Here is a 17,141-nt window from a genome sequence, read left to right as displayed (position 1 = left end):
TCTTCAGCTTTTCAAATTGGGAGGTTTTCAAATGAGTTTAATGACAAAGTTCGAACATGGTATGGAAAGAGCGTTAGTACCTATTGCCAACAAATTGAATTCACAGCGGCATATTGCTGCCATTCGTGATGCATTTATTTTAGTTTTCCCTTTAATCATGGCAGGTTCGATTATTCTTTTAATCAACTTCGCGGTGCTTAGTCCAGATGGCTTTATCGCCAAAATACTATTCTTAGGTAAGATTTTTCCAAACTTAGCAGATGCGCAGGCTATTTTCGCGCCAGTTTTGCAGGGTTCCACCAATATTATGGCCATACTTATCACCTTTTTAGTAGCACGGAATCTTGCCATCTTCTTCCAACAGGATGATCTTCTATGTGGTTTGACAGCTGTGGGCTCATTCTTCATTATTTACACGCCTTATGTTGTTATCGATAACCAAGCTTTCATGACTACAAAATTCCTAGGAGCGCAAGGTCTGTTCGTAGCGCTTATCGTTGGTATTATTACTGGGGAAGTTTTCAGCCGTCTTGCACGTGCGCCGAGACTGACCATCAAAATGCCAGCCCAAGTGCCACCAGCAGTTTCTCGTTCTTTTAAAGTTCTAATTCCAGTTATTCTTGTGATGATCTTGTTCTCCGTTTTGAACTATTTGATCACTTTAATTGCTCCAGAAGGCTTGCATGACCTCGTTTATACGGTTATTCAATCGCCGCTAAAAGATATGGGTACGAATATTTATTCTGTCCTATTACTTGGCTTTATTTCCAACTTACTATGGGTTCTCGGGATTCACGGTCCGAACACGATCGCTGCAATCCGCGATACCATTTTCACAGAGCCTAACTTGGCAAACTTAAACTACGTTGCAGCGCACGGTTCTTCATGGGGCGCGCCTTACCCAACAACTTGGGCAGGTCTAAATGACGCTTTTGCAAACTACGGTGGTTCTGGGATGACGCTCGGTCTTTTGATCGCGATTTTCCTTGCTTCCAAACGTGCGGATCATCGTGATATCGCCAAACTATCGATCGCGCCAGGGCTTTTCAACATCAATGAACCGGTTATCTTCGGTCTGCCAATCGTGCTGAATCCGATCATGGTTATTCCGTTCATCTTTGTACCAGCGATCAATACGTTAATCGGTTATTTCTTCATTCACTTCAAAATTATCCCGCCAGTAGCGTATCAAGTGCCTTGGACAACTCCAGGACCGCTGATTCCGTTCCTTGGTACCGGAGGAAATTGGCTCGCATTACTCGTAGGTCTGCTATGTTTGGCCGTCGCGACCATCTGTTACCTACCGTTCGTTCTCGTATCCAATAAAGTAGCAGCAAGTGACGCGCAAATGGACGCAAACGCGACGGAATCTGCAGCAGCTACAGAAAAATAGGAGTTGAAAAAATTGGAAACCATTGCGGCATTTGATATCGGCGGAACAACCTTAAAAATGGGACTTGTTTCGAGTGAAGGCGATATTCTCCAACACGAAAAAATGACAACCCCTGATTTTGACGGTGAACTGATATTAGCAGGGATTTCAGAGTATACAAAAAAACATGATGTGGCGGGCGTTGCAATCAGCGCGCCCGGCTACATCAATCCAAAAACCGGTTTCATCACGATGGGTGGCGCGATTCGTGCCTTTGATAATTTTCCCATCCGTGAATATTTAGAAGAAAAAACAGGTCTTCCCGTCACCGTTGAAAATGACGCCAATTGTGTCGCCCTATGCGAAAAATGGGTTGGCGGTGCGCAAGACTTAGATAACTTTTTATGTATGACAATCGGAACTGGCATCGGCGGTGGTATTTTCATTGATGGCAAGCTTTACAGCGGCTCCAGATTCCGCGCTGGCGAGTTCGGTTACCTATTTAGCGACCGACCTGGCAGCTACGAGCCTGGTTCCTATACGATGAATCAAACCACAACCATGCTCGTTTTGCGTCGTCAATACGCGGCACATACAGGTAAAAGCCTGAACGAGGTCACAGGTGAAGAAATATTCGCAGCCTACGACAATCATGACCCTATTGCTGGGAAACTGATTCACGACTTCTACACAGGGCTTTGCACTGGCCTATACAATCTGATTTACTGCTTTGACCCAAGCCACATCTTCATCGGCGGCGGCATCACCGATCGACCAACATTCCTAGATGAGCTCAAACATCACATGGAATTCTTCGGTCTACGTGACACCAAACTTGAACTCGTCTCACACAAAAACCAAGCAGGCTTGCTCGGCGCGGTATATCATCATTTACTACTGACTGAAATCTAAAAATAAGGCGGAAAACTCCTAGTTTGGAGTTTTCCGCCTTATTTTATATTTGATGCCTATTATACGTCTTCTTCGCCATCGCTTCCAGCAAGAACAACACAGGAATTTGCGTCGTAATATTCGTTTCATGAATCATTTCCTGCGTCACATAATAAGGAATATTAATATCCGATAATCCCGCCAACGTATTTTTGCTTGAATTCGTAATACTAATGATCTTGCTACCGAACTCCCTCATGTTCTGCGCCTGCAAAATAACCTGCGGCGTCTCACCCGATACCGACAGAATCACCATCACAGCATTATCAAACTGTTGCGCTGCATTCGGATAAAATGGATCTTTAATATAAAACGTCCGCTTCTGCAAATTCGAGAAAAATCGCGATCCATATTCCGCCAAAATCCCTGATGTCCCGATCCCAACAAACACAACCAACTGCGCATCATCTATAATATCTACAGCCTTATCCAAACTCACATCATAATCCCGACGCAACGTCCGCTCAAAAAATTCCTCCAGAACTTCAATCGTGTCCGCCGTCTTCTTCTTACCCTTTTCCTTTGATGCCTGTTTCAACTGCACCTTAAACTCCGAAAAACCGTCATAACCCAGTTTTCTCGTAAACCGAACAATCGTAGCCGCTGACACATGCGTTTCATCCGCCAATTCGCGGACCCGCATGTACATCACCTTTTCAGTATTGTCCATTATGTATCTGTATAAATGCAACTCTGTCTCAGTAAACTTACTCACTACTTCATAAGGAAACATTCGTCATACACTCCTTCTATATAAAGGCTTCACGAATTTATTATGTCATACTACAAAACGAAAAGCTAGCCGTCCAGAAAGAAATAACACGATATTTCCCGGGAAATATTCAAAAATCACTGCACAAAAAAACAGCTCCTCCAACAAGAAGAGCTGCGTATCCTTCATGTATTTAGCTCACACGACCACTTTCAACTGGTTCAGCCTTACTTGCAATCTCGCTTTCAAACTCACGCTTCGTTTTAACATCGCTCACATTAAGATTGACTTCAACAACTTGTAAGCCAGTCATTTGTGCAATAGCTCCCTCAATTTTTGCAACTACAGCCTCAAAAATTGCTGGAATACTTTTGCCATATTCAACAGTAGCAACAAGATCAATCGCCACTTGTTTTTCGCCAACTTCTACATTAATACCCTTCGTAATGTCGCCTTTAGATTTGAATTTATCCGTTAAGCCGCTAATAAAACCGCCTTCTAAAGCTAGAATCCCGTCAACATCATTTGCAGCAATACCAGTAATTTTCTTAATCACTTGATCATCAAACGTTAGCGAATTTTTGTGTACTTCAACCTCATTATTTTTAATTGCTTCTACCATTTCAAATCATTCCTCTCCTATTTAGTTAAAAATTTCAACCAATCATTTATATCCAATTGGCCGTCTTTCCATTTACCAATGAGAAAACCAATTCCAGCAATAAGTAGTAGTAATAGTGTGTACCCGAAACCAATCGTCATAAACAAAACAGCGATAACAAGTCCTACAATGACACCAATTATACGCCATTTATACGGTTGTAAAAGCTCTGGTAAATTCATTGTATCCCTCCTATATCACCCGTGCATGGCTACCTTTAGCCTCACGTTTATTTGTTTTATGAATTTTGATATCCGCCTCAACCATTTCAATCTCCAACATATCCTTTAACTTCTCTTCAATCTTACTTTGCAGCTCGGCACCGTTCGTTTGGAGCCTTGATGTTTGGATCGCATCTCCCATCACAAAAACCTTGACTGCCTTTTTACGATTAAATAATTTCGCAGACACTACCGGATTTCGTAACATATTTTCTTCCACAACAACATACATAACTGTCGATTCAATTGTCCTATCCGTAATTTCTATCTCACCGTACTTGGTCGGCAACACAATCGATCGCTCATTTCTCTTCGTCAAAAGCCCAATAAAAAAGAACAAGAAGAAAATAATAAACATGAGGATACCAACAAAAATCGCGACATTAGAAAACCACATTTTTTCCTGATATTCCGTGACGACATCGGAGAACACGCCAAGTTGATAAGCCATCCCCGCAAAAACCGCGCTTCCAATCATCCCAATAAGGCCGACAAGGACAAAAAGTATCTTTGCTAAACCATTCATCGTAAACCTCCCTTCTGCTTTGCTTGGTACATTAAGTATCACGTAGCGCCAACTTTTACTGCCTGAATGAAAAATAGGCGTATATCGTTTTAGAACATAGAATCTCTACAATCTTTCCAACAATAATACCCCATCGTAATTCAATATAAATAAAAAATCGGCCTACGTGACTATATCCTTAAACTGGATCGTCGAAACATAGACCGATATGAATATATTTTCCTAATCTTGTCATTATCACAAAATATTCCGTAACTCCATCGCCTTCACTAATTTCCCATAATAATCATTTTCCTCTAACGTAAATTGACGCATACCAAGAATCTCGTTCACAATCTCAATTCCAGTATCGCCCAATTTAAATCCTTCCACGCGAAGCCCATCTGACTCACCCGTGAAAAATGCGCGAAACTCCTTTAAATCAGCCGTCACCATTCCGCCAACTTCTTCTTTCTGCAATCTAAAATCGGCTAAAGGTCCTCCAAATTTATATAAAAACACATGGCAAAATTCGCGATCAACAAAACCTGGTGAAACATAGCTCGTATCAATCACACCAAGCGATATGAGTTCATCAAAAGCCACATCTACTCCAAGCTCCTCTTTCACCTCACGAATGCCGTCTTGCACCGTCTCGTCCACCGTCAAATGCCCCGCCGCCGTGATATCATAGAGCCCCGCAAAATCCTTCTTCCGCTCACTCCGATACTGAATAAAAATCCGCGTCAAATCCGCCGACACAAACCAGCAGTGAAACGTCTCATGCCACAGCCCCTTGTGGTGCACATCATCCCGACTCGCCGTCCCAATCTGCTGATGCTCCAAATTAAAAATCTTCAATTTTTCTACCATTAGAATCATCCTTTCTATCAAAAGATGCTGTTCCTAATTAAGAAACAGCATCAACATCATTTATAAATTCGGGATATTTTTCTTTTTCTTCATATAATAGCGTAAAGCTAGAAGCAACGCACCAACAATAACAGTCGGATACGGATCCAACGCAATATTCCATTTCGCCGGAACAAGCACTTGCACCAACGTCATAATCGTCATCCACACAAGAATAACAACCATCGCAATCGCTAGATACTTCCACGTTCCACCTTTTTCACCTTGACGCATTGCACCAGCATATTTACGCAATACCATCATTGCGCCACCACCGACAAGGAACGTCACGAATAACACAGCGAGTCCTAGCGTTTGTCCTTGGAAAATCGCGCTCACACCGCTGATTAGCATCATCGCACCAAGTACGAGCAAACCACCATCTAACGCGATCCACCATTTCCCAGCAACTTCACCAACTGGCGCCGCTTTCACTGCTAAAGCTTTCACATATTCTGTAGGCGTCACGTCGAATAATTTCCGAGCCGTCACACCTTGTTTTTGATTCTCAAGTACTTTCTCCGTCATTTCATAAACTAACTCCGCCTGTTGCGCCTCACCGTACTGACCTAACTCGCGGAGATGTTTTTCCACCTCTTGGACATATTGCAAATTACGTTTCGTCAAATTCGCCTTCAACTCATCAATTTGCGGTTTTACTGTTTCTGCTTCTGTTGTCACCGATAAAATCCTCCCTCAAACATACTATTTCTATTATAACCTAAGATAGTTCCCAGAAGAAATATAATTATAAAAAATTAAAAACGTTTCCCGTAAATAAATCGAATCCCGACAATCACAGAAGCCATTACGCTCACACCAAATATCGCTAAAAATCCAACAAAACCGGCCGTTCCAGATAGTTTCACAAAATCCTGAACCATATTCGCCACCAACATCCCAATCAAAATCGCTGTAACACCAATTCCCCATGCCCGCATTTTTTGGAAAACAAATAATCGTCCATTCGTCTCAAGTGACTCCCTCTCTGCGACAATACCCGCAAAAATCAACGCTCCAATCAATAATCCCACTTGCAAAATGAGTGGTCCGTAAGCTGGCCGAATGAATCCCAACGGCTCCAAAATCCGACAAAAATCGCTCCAATACGATAAATCACCCGAGGCACCCTTGTTCATAAAATGCTCCATGTGAGCCACAAAAGTCAAAATGGTACTTGGCAACAATACTAATCCCGCCGTCGCAAGGATACCACCCAGCGGAGAACCAATCACATAACCCACAACAATCGGCAGCAAGAATAACAATAGATACGCCAGCCAACTCCCCAGCACATCCATGATTAATTTTTGGTGGTGAAAATCAATAAACTCTGCTGGCACTTGCGACGTAAAGTACCACACACCCAACCCCAAACTCACAAAATAACTCACTGTGATGACCGCAAAACCAAGCAGTACCTTCACGCCAAGAATCGCTTTCTTAGAATAAGGCATCACCGCCGTAAAATGGTTCCCGCGCGTATACCGCTCCAAAATCACCGAACACATCCCCAGAATCACAGCCAGCACAAGCGTCAACGTAAACGGCACACTCACCGTAAAACTAAAGAAAAAATATGTATACTGATCCACTTTATCCGACAACTTCGTCTCATACGCCAAGTAACGCACCGTCAAATCATCCCGAATCTCCTGTTTCGTCATCGCAAAATCCGGATCAAGCTCCTGCTCCACCTGGAAATCCTCCGACTTATAATGCGCCTGACTCTTATTCCAAGCATCCGACTCATTCACCAATCCCACAAAAAAAGCTAACAAAAACACCAGAAAAACAAGCGGAACAACCCACCTGATTCCCCGCCATTCCTTATACCAAAGTCCCTTTTGCCACATAAAAGCCCTCCTATCTCCGCACCCACGCATTTCTATAAAGCACCATATAACAAATAATTAAGCACCCAATAAATGACCCGATACTGATAATGAATAAACCTGTTAACGCTGGACCATCCACTGATCCTCCGCCCATCCAAAAATTGGTGATCAAAACCGCCCCACCGAACGATACCAAAATCGCACTTGGAATACGCAAATACGAGAACGCCAAAACCTTTCCATTATTCTCAATCGAATACCGCTTATAGAAAAATACCGAACCAACTCCAAACAAAATAAGCAAAATCATCTGCCAAATAAACGGCCCGTACTCAAATTCACTATTTCCAAAAACAAGAAACACATTCGTGTAGGACGTCCAATTAGAAAATTTCTCCGAACCAATATCAGGATGCAATAATTGCATGAAAGTCCACCAAACCACGTAAACATACCGCGGCATAATCATGATAATCAGTAACGCAATAACCATCGACAATAATTCTCCCATAACTGTTCCAACAAAAATAGTTACCACAAAGAGCAATAAAAAAGCTCCCAAATTACCAAGCAGTCCTAAATACACCTTTTGCATATCCAAATCTATAAATTCGCTTGGAATTACCTGAAATAAACGCATCAATCCCAACCATAAGCTAACCCCATAGGCCACAGTAATCGCCAAAAAACCAAGCAACAGCTTCGTTCCAATCATACTACTACGCTTAAACGGTGCCGCCAACGCAAAATGATCCTTCCTCGTATACCGTTCCCAGCCAACCATCGCCAGCCCCAAAATAACGACCAAAATACTTAGCGTAAAGTAAGGTTGAGACATCGTGTACTGCGTCGAAAATACATCACCAGGAAAACCCGTTGTCAAATAACGAAACGTGAGCGTTGTTTTCACATCATTCGGAGACATTTTTGCATCGCCAGCCGCCTGTTGCTCTTTTTGAAAACCATCCGACTGATAATAATCATATCGCGTTTGCCAAGTCTCTGCATCCGAGTAAAGTCCACCAGTTTGCGCATAAAGAAATAACAACATCAAAACAACCACAATCCACCTTACACCGCGCCATTCCTTCAACCATAAATGCTTATTAAACAATGTCCCTCACCCCTCACATCTCGTAGTAATCGACCTTATCATCCGCCAATCGAATTGTAAAAACATCCTCAATCGTAATCGCCATTTCCTGATACAAAATCGGTTCTTCCATCTTAATCTTACTAACGAAATCATCCGTATTTTCAGTCACCAACAACGTATAAATCCGCCCATTACGCTGCAAAAGCTCTGATTCCTCCTTCACAAACACCGGCACATGCTTCGCTTTAAAAGCCACTTGAAGCTTCAACGCCGTATCACGCAACGACTCCAAATAATAATCCAGCTCTAGCGTCGTCCCCTTCAAAACCAGTACTCGATCCGCCACCATTTCCAGCTCATCCAAGCGATGCGAGGCAATCAATACACTCGTTTTCCGATCCGCCACCGTCTCCAAAATAAACTGCAACAACTGTTTCTTCACAATCACATCCAGCCCATCCATCGGCTCATCCAGCAACAAATAACGCACATCCAAAGAAAACGCCAAAATCATGAAAAATAACGCCTTACGTCCCTTTGAGAACGACATCACTTTCGCTTTTTTCGGCAATTCAAAGCGTTCCATCAACGTATCAAAAAATGCTTCATCAAACGTCGCGTATACATTTTTATAGATTTTCACAACCGATTTCACACTATAAGAATTAAAATAGTTCATATTATCTTCCAAAAAGAAAATATTCTTCTTGAGCGCCGGATTCTTGCGTAAATCTTGCCCATCCACCGTCACTTGACCAGCGTCCGCCAAATACATCCCCGCGATAATTGAGAATAGCGTCGTCTTACCAACACCATTCCTCCCAATCAGCGCCGTAATTTCACCCGATTTCAACTCAAAAGAAATATCCTCCAACACCAAGTTGCCCTCAATACGCTTCGTTACACCGTCAATAATCATCTATTCTCTCCCTCCAAACTTCTATAATGCTGCTTCACAAAGTTTTGAAGCTCCTGTTCCTCAATCCGTAAATAATTCGCTTCCAAAACCAATTCCTCTAAATTCCGTCTAAATAAAGCAAGCGCCTCTTCGTTCGGCCTATTATCACTAGCATACGCTACATACGAACCTCTTCCAAGCTTGGTCTCAATAATCCCCAGTCTCTCTAATTCCTTATACGCCTTACCCACCGTATTTGGATTCACTAAAAGATGCGTCGACATTTCACGCACACTCATTAATTTTTCTCCTGGTTGCAAAATTCCGCTGATGCAATAGCTTCTAATTAAGCCCACAATCTGCTCATAAATCGGAACATGGCTTTGAGAATCTAACGTATACATCCCCATCACTCTCCTCATGTGTCCTATTATAACTAGTACACTCAAAAAAGTAAAGAATTTATATTACAAATGTTTCAAAAATGTTTCTTTTAAGTTTCAAATCGAAATATTGGTAATCTAAAACCATTTTCTATACTATTGACCATAATTATTGTAAGATAAACCTATTGAACAAAATGGACTACAAGAAGGTGAAATCGTGTTATATAAAAATGACAACCTGTTTCCAATACTAGAACAACATGCCGATTTGAAAAAAAGGCTGTTTAATGGAAACTTTGGACTTGAAAAAGAAAATGTGCGAGTAGATGAAAACGGAAATTTATCGCTTACACCACACCCCGCCATTTTTGGCCTAAAAGAAGAAAATCCTTATATCAAAACCGATTTTTCAGAAAGTCAAATTGAAATGATCACACCCGTTAGCAGTTCTGTTGACGAAGTATATACATCCATGGAAAACTTGCAAAATATCGTATCAGATCGAATTCGCGACGAATATCTATGGCCAAGTAGCAATCCGCCAATCCTTCCAGCAGAACAAGTTATCCCAATAGCCGTTTACCAAGATCCGAATTCGGCGAGCAGACTCTATCGTGAGCATCTAGCCCGCGAATACGGTAAGAAGATTCAACTTTTCTCCGGTATTCACTATAATTTCTCGTTCTCAGATGACTTTTTAGAGCGACTACACACAAGCATGGGCGGCGAAAAAACACTACAAGACTTCAAAAACCAGATTTACCTCAAAGTCGCGAAATACTTCATGCAAAATCGCTGGTTCCTACTCTATCTTACAGGAGCAAGCCCAGTTTACCTGCCAAATTTTCTGAATAAAACTCCCGACAACGAAGTTTCACGTGAAACATCTGACCTCGCGCTTAACAACGGTATCTCATTGCGCAACAGTCACGCCGGGTATAAAAATAAATGCTCCCTCCACGTCGACTACGACAGCTTTGACGGCTATATCTCAAGCATCGAGTCATGGATCGACCAAGGTAAAATCGACAGTATGCGCGAACTCTACAACCCCATTCGGTTGAAAAATGCCCATACCGATCAATCACTCGCAGGCCTTGCCAAAGCTGGCGTCGAGTACATTGAGATCCGTTCGTTGGACTTAAACCCATTCGATCCAAACGGTATCACAAAAGAAACGCTGCATTTTATCCAGTTACTCCTAGTTACAGGCCTACTGTCCGAGAGCACCGCTTTTGACAAAATACAGCAAGAACAATCCGACCAAAACGAAGAGAGAATCGCGAGTAACGGCTTAACCAAGCCAGATATATACGTTAACGGCACAGAAATCCCATTCGACCAAGCAGTTGAAAAACTCCTAACCGAAATGGAACACGTCGCAAAACTAACGGATACAACCGATTTCCAAAGTATCATCAACGCACAGCGCGATATCAGTAAACATCCTGAGAAAACAATCGCGTCACAAATAACAGCAACATCCGAATCATTCGTATCCTTCAACCTTGAAAAAGCAAAAACCTACCTAGAAAAGAGCTTGCAGAACGCATACAAGCTCATCGGTTACGAAGATATGGAACTCTCAACCCAGATCGTTATGAAGTCCGCGGTAACAAAAGGATTATCGGTTGAACTCCTAGACCGCGAAGAAAACTTCATTCGCCTCGAAAAAGGAAATCAAGTCGAATATATCAAACAAGCAACAAAAACCGCTCGTGACAGCTACATCAGCGCTCTCATCATGGAAAATAAAGTTGTCACGAAACAAATTCTAGCCGAACACGATATCGAAGTTCCACAAGGTCAGAATTTTTCAGACATTGAGATTGCGCGTGCGAGCTTCGAACTATTCGCTGATAAACCAATCGTTATCAAGCCAAAGTCAACCAATTTTGGCATCGGAATTAGTATTTTCAAAGATGGATTCACCCAAGAAAACTACGAAGAAGCCCTGAAAATCGCTTTTAGCTACGATTCATCTGTCATCATTGAGACCTATATTCCTGGTGACGAATACCGCTTCCTAGTTATCGACGGCAAAATCGCGGGTATCCTAAAACGCGTGCCAGCCAATATTACAGGTGACGGTACTCGTACTATTGCCGAACTCATCGATGAAAAGAACCTAGATCCATTGCGCGGTACCGATCATCTCAAACCTTTAGAAATAATCCAAAAAGGTCCAGAAGAAACGCTCATGCTTTCCATGCAAGGATTCAGCATGTCGGACGTTCCAGATGAAGGCCAAATCGTGTACCTACGTGAAAACTCCAATATAAGTACTGGCGGTGACAGCATTGATGTTACTGATCTGATTCATCCCTACTATCAAGAGTTAGCGATTAAATGTGCCAAAGCCGTTGACGCGAATCTTTGCGGCGTTGATATCATTGTTTCACGTGAAACAACCCCAAACGGCCCTTACGCTGTGATTGAGCTCAATTTCAACCCAGCAATACAAATCCATTCCTTCCCCTACCAAGGCGAAAATCGGCGGATTGGTGACATTATTCTAGACTTTCTATTTAAAGAAACAATTTAATACATGCATGCCTCATATCTCAATCGATATGAGGCATTTTTCTATCCTTGTCTCAATTGATTTTTATATAAATTATATTTAACAAACAACAACTCGGCGACTATATAAAGTGTCGCCGTAGCTTCAAATGAATGTGTACTCTGGTTGTCAAAATGTATTTCTGACGTTGAAATATAAATATTCTCCGCACTCAGCCTTGCCAGCGTACTATTTTTCATTTTTGAAATCGAGATCACCGGTACACCCATTAATTTCAACTCCATAGCCGTCGAAACAATCGCCTCAGACTCCCCATTTAGCGAGATTAAAATCACTAAATCATTTGGTTTCACGATCTTAAAAAACTCCTTATTAATCGTAATCGAATCTACATCGTATAAACAATCCCCACCATGCAAAAATAGACGCTTCAAATGCTTTGCCGCAGCCATCTGAAAATCTCCTGAACCAAATACAAAGATACGCCCAGCCCCATAAATTAATCTACAAATCGGCTGGAAATCTTTTTTCGTTATTTCATTAATGACATCGATATAACCCGCGCTAATTACCTCTGTTACTTCGTCCGCCATGTTAATACTGTACTCTAAATCCCATTTCAAATGCACCTTTAACTCACTATAACCCTCTAAAGAAAGCTTCTTTGCAAAGCGAAGAATCGTTGTACGAGAAACGTTGCACAGCTTAGCCATTTCGTTAATACTCATACTGCTACAAGCTTTTTTATGTGCCTGAATATACTTCCAAATATGCAAATCATTTTGGTTCAGCAATTCGTAATTTTTATTCACTAGTTCCTCTAATCTCATTACACTCATTCCCCACTCCATCAATTATGTCAGCGTTTTCATACATATTGTATCACTAAAAACTTAACCGTGCGACCCGATTGTGAAATATCACAGTTTTTGTGAAAGATTCCTGTTCTTGTAACTAGGAGATAAAACGCCTAAAGGGATTGTAAAGCGCCAGACTAGTCGCTAGAATAAAACACATAGACGTCTTAAAAAATAAAAAGGAGGTTTTCAAAAGATATGATGAAAAAGATTCAACGTTTTGGAGGCGCGATGCTAGCCCCAGCCCTTCTGTTTTCTTTTGCAGGTATTGTGGTTGGTTTCTCAATCTTGTTTATGAATCCTGATATCATGGGAGGACTTGCCAACCCAAATGGCTTATGGTTTAAAATGTGGAATGTCATCGCCGAGGGAGCTTGGGCGGTATTCAGACAAATTCCCCTACTATTCGTCATCGGTTTACCAATCGGCCTTGCAAAATCACAAAGTGGGCGCGCTTGTTTAGAAGCTTTGGTTACCTACGTCACATTCAACTATTTTCTATCAGCTATACTCACAACTTGGAGTTCATTTTTCGGTGTAGATATGACACAAGAAGTGGGCGGTACCAGTGGTCTTGCTAACATCGCCGGCATCAAAACACTAGATACAGGTATGGTTGGTGCACTTATTATTTCCGGGATTGTCGTTTATCTTCACAATCGCTATTTCGACAAAGAATTACCCGAAGTACTCGGCGTTTTCCGCGGCACATCCTTTATCGTTATTTTAGGATTCCTAGTTATGTTACCGGTTGCATTTCTATTCGCCTTCATCTGGCCGCACTTCCAATCAGTCATGCTAGATATGCAAAAATTCTTTATCTCATCCGGCGTATTCGGCGTTTGGATATATTCCTTCCTGGAAAAAATTCTGATCCCGACCGGTTTACATCACTTCATTTATTCTCCTTTTGCCTACGATAATGCCGTCGTTCCAGGTGGTATGGCCGCTTACTGGGCAACACATTTAGGAGAATTCCAAACAACTGAACACACACTAAAAGAGATGTATCCTGCAGGCGGTTTCGCACTATCCGGCATGTCGAAAGTATTCGGCTCTATCGGAATTACACTAGCCTTCTATAAAACCGCTAAACCAGAAAAACGCAAAGCCGTACTCGGTTTAATGATCCCCGTCGCTGCAACAGCCGTTTTCGCGGGAATCACAGAGCCACTTGAGTTCACATTCCTATTTTTTGCACCAATTTTATTCGTCATTCATGCCCTACTCGCCGCAACCATTTCTACAGTCGCCTATGCATTTGGCGTCGTTGGTGATTTCGGCGGTGGTCTCATTAATTGGTTCGCCATCAACTGGTTACCGCTTTGGAAATACCACTGGCCTACCTACCTTACGCAAATTGCCATCGGTATCGTGTTCATCTTCATCTGGTACTTCATTTTCAGTTTCCTCATCAAAAAAATGGATCTGAAAACGCCAGGTAGAGAAGACGAAAGCGATGAAATGAAGCTTTACAGTAAGTCCGACTACAAAGAGAAGAAATCTGGAAAAGGCAATGCTAACGCGGATAAAGCAGCGCACTTTCTCGAATACCTTGGAGGAAAAGACAACATTGTAGACGTGACAAACTGCGCTACAAGACTCCGACTGACCGTTAAAGATCCCGATCTTGTCGCCTCCGATGCCGTATTTAGACAAGTCGGAGCCCAAGGTTTAGTCAAAAACGGAGGCGCTATTCAAATTATTGTAGGCCTATCCGTCCCATCCTTACGAGATGAATTCGAAAAACTATTATAAGAAGAGGAGTTTTTAAAAATGAAAAAAAGTTCTGTTTTAATCGCCGGTGGAGGAAGTACTTATACTGCAGGAATCGTAGTTATGCTTCTAGAATCAGTCAAGGAATTCCCAGTACGCAAAATTAAATTATATGATAACGATGCAGAACGCCAACAAAAAGTAGCCGAGGCCTGCGCTATCATCGTGAAAGAATACGATCCAGAAATCGAGTTTTCTTATTCTACAGATCCCGAAGAATCCTTCACAGATGTAGACTTTGTCATGGCACAACTACGCGTTGGAAAATACGCCATGCGCGAACAAGATGAAAAAATACCATTCAAGCACGGCGTCGTAGGACAAGAAACATGCGGACCTGGTGGAATTGCATACGGCCTGCGCTCTATCGGTCCAATTATCGGACTAGTCGACTATATGGAGAAATACTCTCCCGATGCTTGGCTGCTAAACTACTCGAATCCCGCTGCCATTGTTGCAGAAGGAACTCGCCGTTTAAGACCGAACTCTAAAATCATCAACATTTGCGATATGCCAATCTGTTTGGAAGACATTATGGCTCGGGCAATCGGGCTGCAAAACAGAAAAGCGATGGAAGTCCGTTATTTCGGCCTAAATCACTTTGGTTGGTGGACAAGCATTAAAGACCACGACGGCAACGATCTCATGGAAAAAATTAAAGCTCACGTTGGCAAACAAGGCTACACCGAAAACACGCCAGCCGGTCAACATAAAGAAGCAAGCTGGTTAGACGCCATGCGCGCTGGGAAAGAATTGCTTGATATCGAGCCTAAGTTCCTTTCGAACACGTATTTAAAATATTATTTGATGGCTGATGAAACAGTAGCACACGCTAACAAAGAATATACACGCGCAAACGAAATTATCGACGGTCGCGAAAAAGAAGTATTTGCAGAATGCGCCCGAATCGTCGAAGCAAAAACCGCGAAAGGCACAACACTGCACTCTAACGAACACGCATCATTCATTGTCGACCTAGCCAAAGCACTCACTTTCAACACTAAAGAAAGAATGCTACTCATCACAGAAAACAATGGCGCAATCAGCAATTTCAGCGATGACGCAATGGTTGAAGTCCCATGTATCGTAGGTAAGAACGGCTACGAACCACTGACAATGGGCAAAATTCCTACTTTCCAAAAAGGCTTAATGGAACAGCAAATTGCCTCCGAAAAATTAGCAATCGAAGGCTGGATTGAAGGCTCATATCAAAAAGTTTGGCAATCCCTAACAATGAGCAAAACCGTCCCAAGCGCGAAAGTAGCCAAAGATATTTTGGACGACTTCATCGAGGTAAATAAAGAATTCTGGCCTGAACTAAAATAAAAGAATAAGCATCCCGTCGACGTATTTTTCATCATTAAAATACGTCGACAGCTGGGTGTTACTATCACGAAAGGAAGTGTCGCAATGAAAACCATCGTTCTATCCAAATTCCAAACCTTAAAAATGCAGATTACCTCAACAAAAATTTTGTACGTCACAGAACTCCTTTTCATCATTTTCCCGTTGCTATTCCTGAGCTTATTGGGCTTTGTATCTTGGAAAACTGGCGCTGATATGATGGAACCTGTACGCTTAAATCCCGTTTACGCCCTCTATTTCATCTTATTTTTGAGCTTCTTCTTTTGTGCCTTTATTGTCAGGAATATGAAAAAATCATTTGCTAATACACAAAGTCAAGATCTCATTAAAATCGCTTTATTAGCCTTAATAGTCACAGAATTGCTCACGATGAACTTGATTTGCGGCTGGTTATTACTATGGTTCGCAAAAAAAGAATACGGCATGACTGTATTCCGAATTAGCTGGAATGGGCTAAAACAAGCACCACAAAAATGGTTGCTTCTATTCAGCGGATATACGCTTTTCATCTCACTATTCGTATGTATCATCCGATTTAGCTTATAAATTACATAGAAAGAAGGAATAAAGATGTTTTCATTCAAAAAAAAGAAACCAAAAACGACTATTCTACTCTCTCCTGTCACCGGAAAATGCATTTCATTAGAGGAAGTTCCCGATGAAGTTTTTTCCACCAAAATGATGGGTGACGGTATCGCTTTTGACCTAACTGATAGTAAAGTTGTAGCACCAGCGGATGGACAAGTAACTTTCATCGCAGAAACTAAACACGCAATCGGCCTGACACTCTCATCAGGAATGGAGATTTTAATCCATGTAGGTCTTGATACGGTGACATTGGCTGGAAAAGGATTCAATGTACTCGTCGAAAACGGTCAAAAAGTGACAGCGGGCGCAGTGTTGTTGGAAATTGACCTTGCCCTAATGGCGGAACATCATTTGCAGTTGACCACACCCTTGATTGTGATGTCAAACGATGCCGGAACGCTTGTACCAATGGCTCTCAATGAAATGGTTGTCGGCGGAGAAACTGCTGTACTGACTTTTAAATGAGGTTTGCCCGTTCC

The 17,141-nt window shown here is 42.0% G+C and carries 18 protein-coding genes; 7 read left to right on the top strand and 11 right to left on the bottom strand.

Translation table 11 applies throughout. From position 1 onward, the window contains the following. Window positions 1-31 precede the first annotated feature (31 nt). A complete protein-coding gene (locus UE46_RS00260) occupies window positions 32-1,393 on the top strand; it encodes a PTS sugar transporter subunit IIC (protein ID WP_036060535.1) in 1,362 nt (453 codons plus the stop codon). A gap of 12 nt (window positions 1,394-1,405) precedes the next feature. Beyond that, on the top strand, window positions 1,406-2,284 hold the full coding sequence (locus tag UE46_RS00255; RefSeq protein ID WP_036060534.1) for an ROK family protein: 879 nt from the start codon (window positions 1,406-1,408) through the stop codon (window positions 2,282-2,284). Window positions 2,285-2,327: 43 nt separating this feature from the next. Here UE46_RS00255 and UE46_RS00250 read toward each other — a convergent pair whose 3' ends face one another. The 10 genes from UE46_RS00250 to UE46_RS00205 all read right to left on the bottom strand — a co-directional run bounded on the left by UE46_RS00250 (window position 2,328) and on the right by UE46_RS00205 (window position 9,570). Beyond that, window positions 2,328-3,056, bottom strand: coding sequence for a MurR/RpiR family transcriptional regulator (locus UE46_RS00250; protein WP_036060533.1), 729 nt, complete (start codon window positions 3,054-3,056; stop codon window positions 2,328-2,330). Window positions 3,057-3,228: 172 nt separating this feature from the next. Next, window positions 3,229-3,657 carry an Asp23/Gls24 family envelope stress response protein gene (locus UE46_RS00245; protein WP_036060530.1) on the bottom strand — a complete coding sequence of 143 codons (429 nt, stop codon included), beginning with the start codon at window positions 3,655-3,657 and terminating at the stop codon, window positions 3,229-3,231. A gap of 17 nt (window positions 3,658-3,674) precedes the next feature. After that, window positions 3,675-3,878, bottom strand: coding sequence for a DUF2273 domain-containing protein (locus UE46_RS00240; RefSeq protein WP_036060529.1), 204 nt, complete (start codon window positions 3,876-3,878; stop codon window positions 3,675-3,677). Between the two features lie 10 nt (window positions 3,879-3,888). Beyond that, window positions 3,889-4,443, bottom strand: a complete 555-nt coding sequence (amaP, locus tag UE46_RS00235) for an alkaline shock response membrane anchor protein AmaP (protein ID WP_036060528.1) — start codon at window positions 4,441-4,443, stop codon at window positions 3,889-3,891. A 237-nt stretch (window positions 4,444-4,680) separates the two neighbouring features. Continuing rightward, entirely contained in the window at window positions 4,681-5,295 is a 615-nt protein-coding gene (locus UE46_RS00230) for an NUDIX hydrolase (protein WP_036061431.1), read from the bottom strand. A 60-nt stretch (window positions 5,296-5,355) separates the two neighbouring features. Then, on the bottom strand, window positions 5,356-6,015 hold the full coding sequence (locus UE46_RS00225; protein WP_036061432.1) for a DUF1129 domain-containing protein: 660 nt from the start codon (window positions 6,013-6,015) through the stop codon (window positions 5,356-5,358). A 77-nt stretch (window positions 6,016-6,092) separates the two neighbouring features. Continuing rightward, complete coding sequence (locus tag UE46_RS00220; protein WP_118907321.1) at window positions 6,093-7,190, bottom strand: hypothetical protein; 1,098 nt, start codon at window positions 7,188-7,190, stop codon at window positions 6,093-6,095. Window positions 7,191-7,200: 10 nt separating this feature from the next. Further along, complete coding sequence (locus UE46_RS00215) at window positions 7,201-8,286, bottom strand: hypothetical protein (RefSeq protein ID WP_036061434.1); 1,086 nt, start codon at window positions 8,284-8,286, stop codon at window positions 7,201-7,203. A 13-nt stretch (window positions 8,287-8,299) separates the two neighbouring features. Continuing rightward, window positions 8,300-9,187 (bottom strand): ATP-binding cassette domain-containing protein, encoded by an 888-nt coding sequence (locus tag UE46_RS00210; RefSeq protein ID WP_036061435.1) that lies wholly within the window; start codon window positions 9,185-9,187, stop codon window positions 8,300-8,302. Further along, window positions 9,184-9,570 (bottom strand): GntR family transcriptional regulator, encoded by a 387-nt coding sequence (locus UE46_RS00205; RefSeq protein ID WP_036061436.1) that lies wholly within the window; start codon window positions 9,568-9,570, stop codon window positions 9,184-9,186. The genes UE46_RS00210 and UE46_RS00205 overlap by 4 nt, the downstream gene beginning before the upstream one ends. A 199-nt stretch (window positions 9,571-9,769) precedes the next feature. Between UE46_RS00205 and gshAB the strand changes: the two genes are divergently transcribed. Beyond that, the gene (gene gshAB / locus UE46_RS00200; protein ID WP_036061437.1) at window positions 9,770-12,097 is read left to right on the top strand and encodes a bifunctional glutamate--cysteine ligase GshA/glutathione synthetase GshB; all 2,328 of its coding nucleotides are present in this window, start codon (window positions 9,770-9,772) and stop codon (window positions 12,095-12,097) included. 41 nt (window positions 12,098-12,138) lie between these two features. Here gshAB and UE46_RS00195 read toward each other — a convergent pair whose 3' ends face one another. Continuing rightward, window positions 12,139-12,915: a MurR/RpiR family transcriptional regulator gene (locus UE46_RS00195; RefSeq protein WP_233230953.1), complete on the bottom strand. Its 777-nt coding sequence runs from the start codon at window positions 12,913-12,915 to the stop codon at window positions 12,139-12,141. A gap of 216 nt (window positions 12,916-13,131) precedes the next feature. On the opposite strand from UE46_RS00195, the gene UE46_RS00190 reads away from it, so the two are divergent. From UE46_RS00190 to UE46_RS00175, 4 genes are all read left to right on the top strand, one after another. Next, the gene (locus tag UE46_RS00190) at window positions 13,132-14,691 is read left to right on the top strand and encodes an alpha-glucoside-specific PTS transporter subunit IIBC (RefSeq protein WP_036061439.1); all 1,560 of its coding nucleotides are present in this window, start codon (window positions 13,132-13,134) and stop codon (window positions 14,689-14,691) included. Window positions 14,692-14,709: 18 nt separating this feature from the next. Continuing rightward, window positions 14,710-16,035, top strand: a complete 1,326-nt coding sequence (locus UE46_RS00185; protein ID WP_036061440.1) for a 6-phospho-alpha-glucosidase — start codon at window positions 14,710-14,712, stop codon at window positions 16,033-16,035. A gap of 84 nt (window positions 16,036-16,119) precedes the next feature. Next, window positions 16,120-16,620, top strand: coding sequence for a hypothetical protein (locus UE46_RS00180; RefSeq protein WP_051492968.1), 501 nt, complete (start codon window positions 16,120-16,122; stop codon window positions 16,618-16,620). Window positions 16,621-16,644: 24 nt separating this feature from the next. Then, window positions 16,645-17,127, top strand: coding sequence for a PTS sugar transporter subunit IIA (locus UE46_RS00175; protein WP_036061441.1), 483 nt, complete (start codon window positions 16,645-16,647; stop codon window positions 17,125-17,127). Window positions 17,128-17,141: the final 14 nt, after the last annotated feature.

It is taken from the genome of Listeria weihenstephanensis (genome assembly GCF_003534205.1).
Taxonomy (GTDB): domain Bacteria; phylum Bacillota; class Bacilli; order Lactobacillales; family Listeriaceae; genus Listeria_A; species Listeria_A weihenstephanensis.
Note: the sequence above shows the minus strand (reverse complement) of the source record. Positions and strands in the feature narration are given on the sequence as shown.

Bases quoted from the DNA above. Each gene is read 5' to 3' on its own strand.
- UE46_RS00260 (WP_036060535.1), top strand. From the start codon at position 32: ATGAGTTTAATGACAAAGTTCGAACATGGTATGGAAAGAGCGTTAGTA.
- UE46_RS00250 (WP_036060533.1), bottom strand. From the start codon at position 3,056: ATGTTTCCTTATGAAGTAGTGAGTAAGTTTACTGAGACAGAGTTGCAT.
- UE46_RS00245 (WP_036060530.1), bottom strand. From the start codon at position 3,657: ATGGTAGAAGCAATTAAAAATAATGAGGTTGAAGTACACAAAAATTCG.
- UE46_RS00240 (WP_036060529.1), bottom strand. From the start codon at position 3,878: ATGAATTTACCAGAGCTTTTACAACCGTATAAATGGCGTATAATTGGT.
- amaP (WP_036060528.1), bottom strand. From the start codon at position 4,443: ATGAATGGTTTAGCAAAGATACTTTTTGTCCTTGTCGGCCTTATTGGG.
- UE46_RS00230 (WP_036061431.1), bottom strand. From the start codon at position 5,295: ATGGTAGAAAAATTGAAGATTTTTAATTTGGAGCATCAGCAGATTGGG.
- UE46_RS00220 (WP_118907321.1), bottom strand. From the start codon at position 7,190: ATGTGGCAAAAGGGACTTTGGTATAAGGAATGGCGGGGAATCAGGTGG.
- UE46_RS00210 (WP_036061435.1), bottom strand. From the start codon at position 9,187: ATGATTATTGACGGTGTAACGAAGCGTATTGAGGGCAACTTGGTGTTG.
- UE46_RS00205 (WP_036061436.1), bottom strand. From the start codon at position 9,570: ATGTATACGTTAGATTCTCAAAGCCATGTTCCGATTTATGAGCAGATT.
- UE46_RS00195 (WP_233230953.1), bottom strand. From the start codon at position 12,915: ATGAGTGTAATGAGATTAGAGGAACTAGTGAATAAAAATTACGAATTG.
- UE46_RS00190 (WP_036061439.1), top strand. From the start codon at position 13,132: ATGATGAAAAAGATTCAACGTTTTGGAGGCGCGATGCTAGCCCCAGCC.
- UE46_RS00185 (WP_036061440.1), top strand. From the start codon at position 14,710: ATGAAAAAAAGTTCTGTTTTAATCGCCGGTGGAGGAAGTACTTATACT.
- UE46_RS00180 (WP_051492968.1), top strand. From the start codon at position 16,120: ATGAAAACCATCGTTCTATCCAAATTCCAAACCTTAAAAATGCAGATT.
- UE46_RS00175 (WP_036061441.1), top strand. From the start codon at position 16,645: ATGTTTTCATTCAAAAAAAAGAAACCAAAAACGACTATTCTACTCTCT.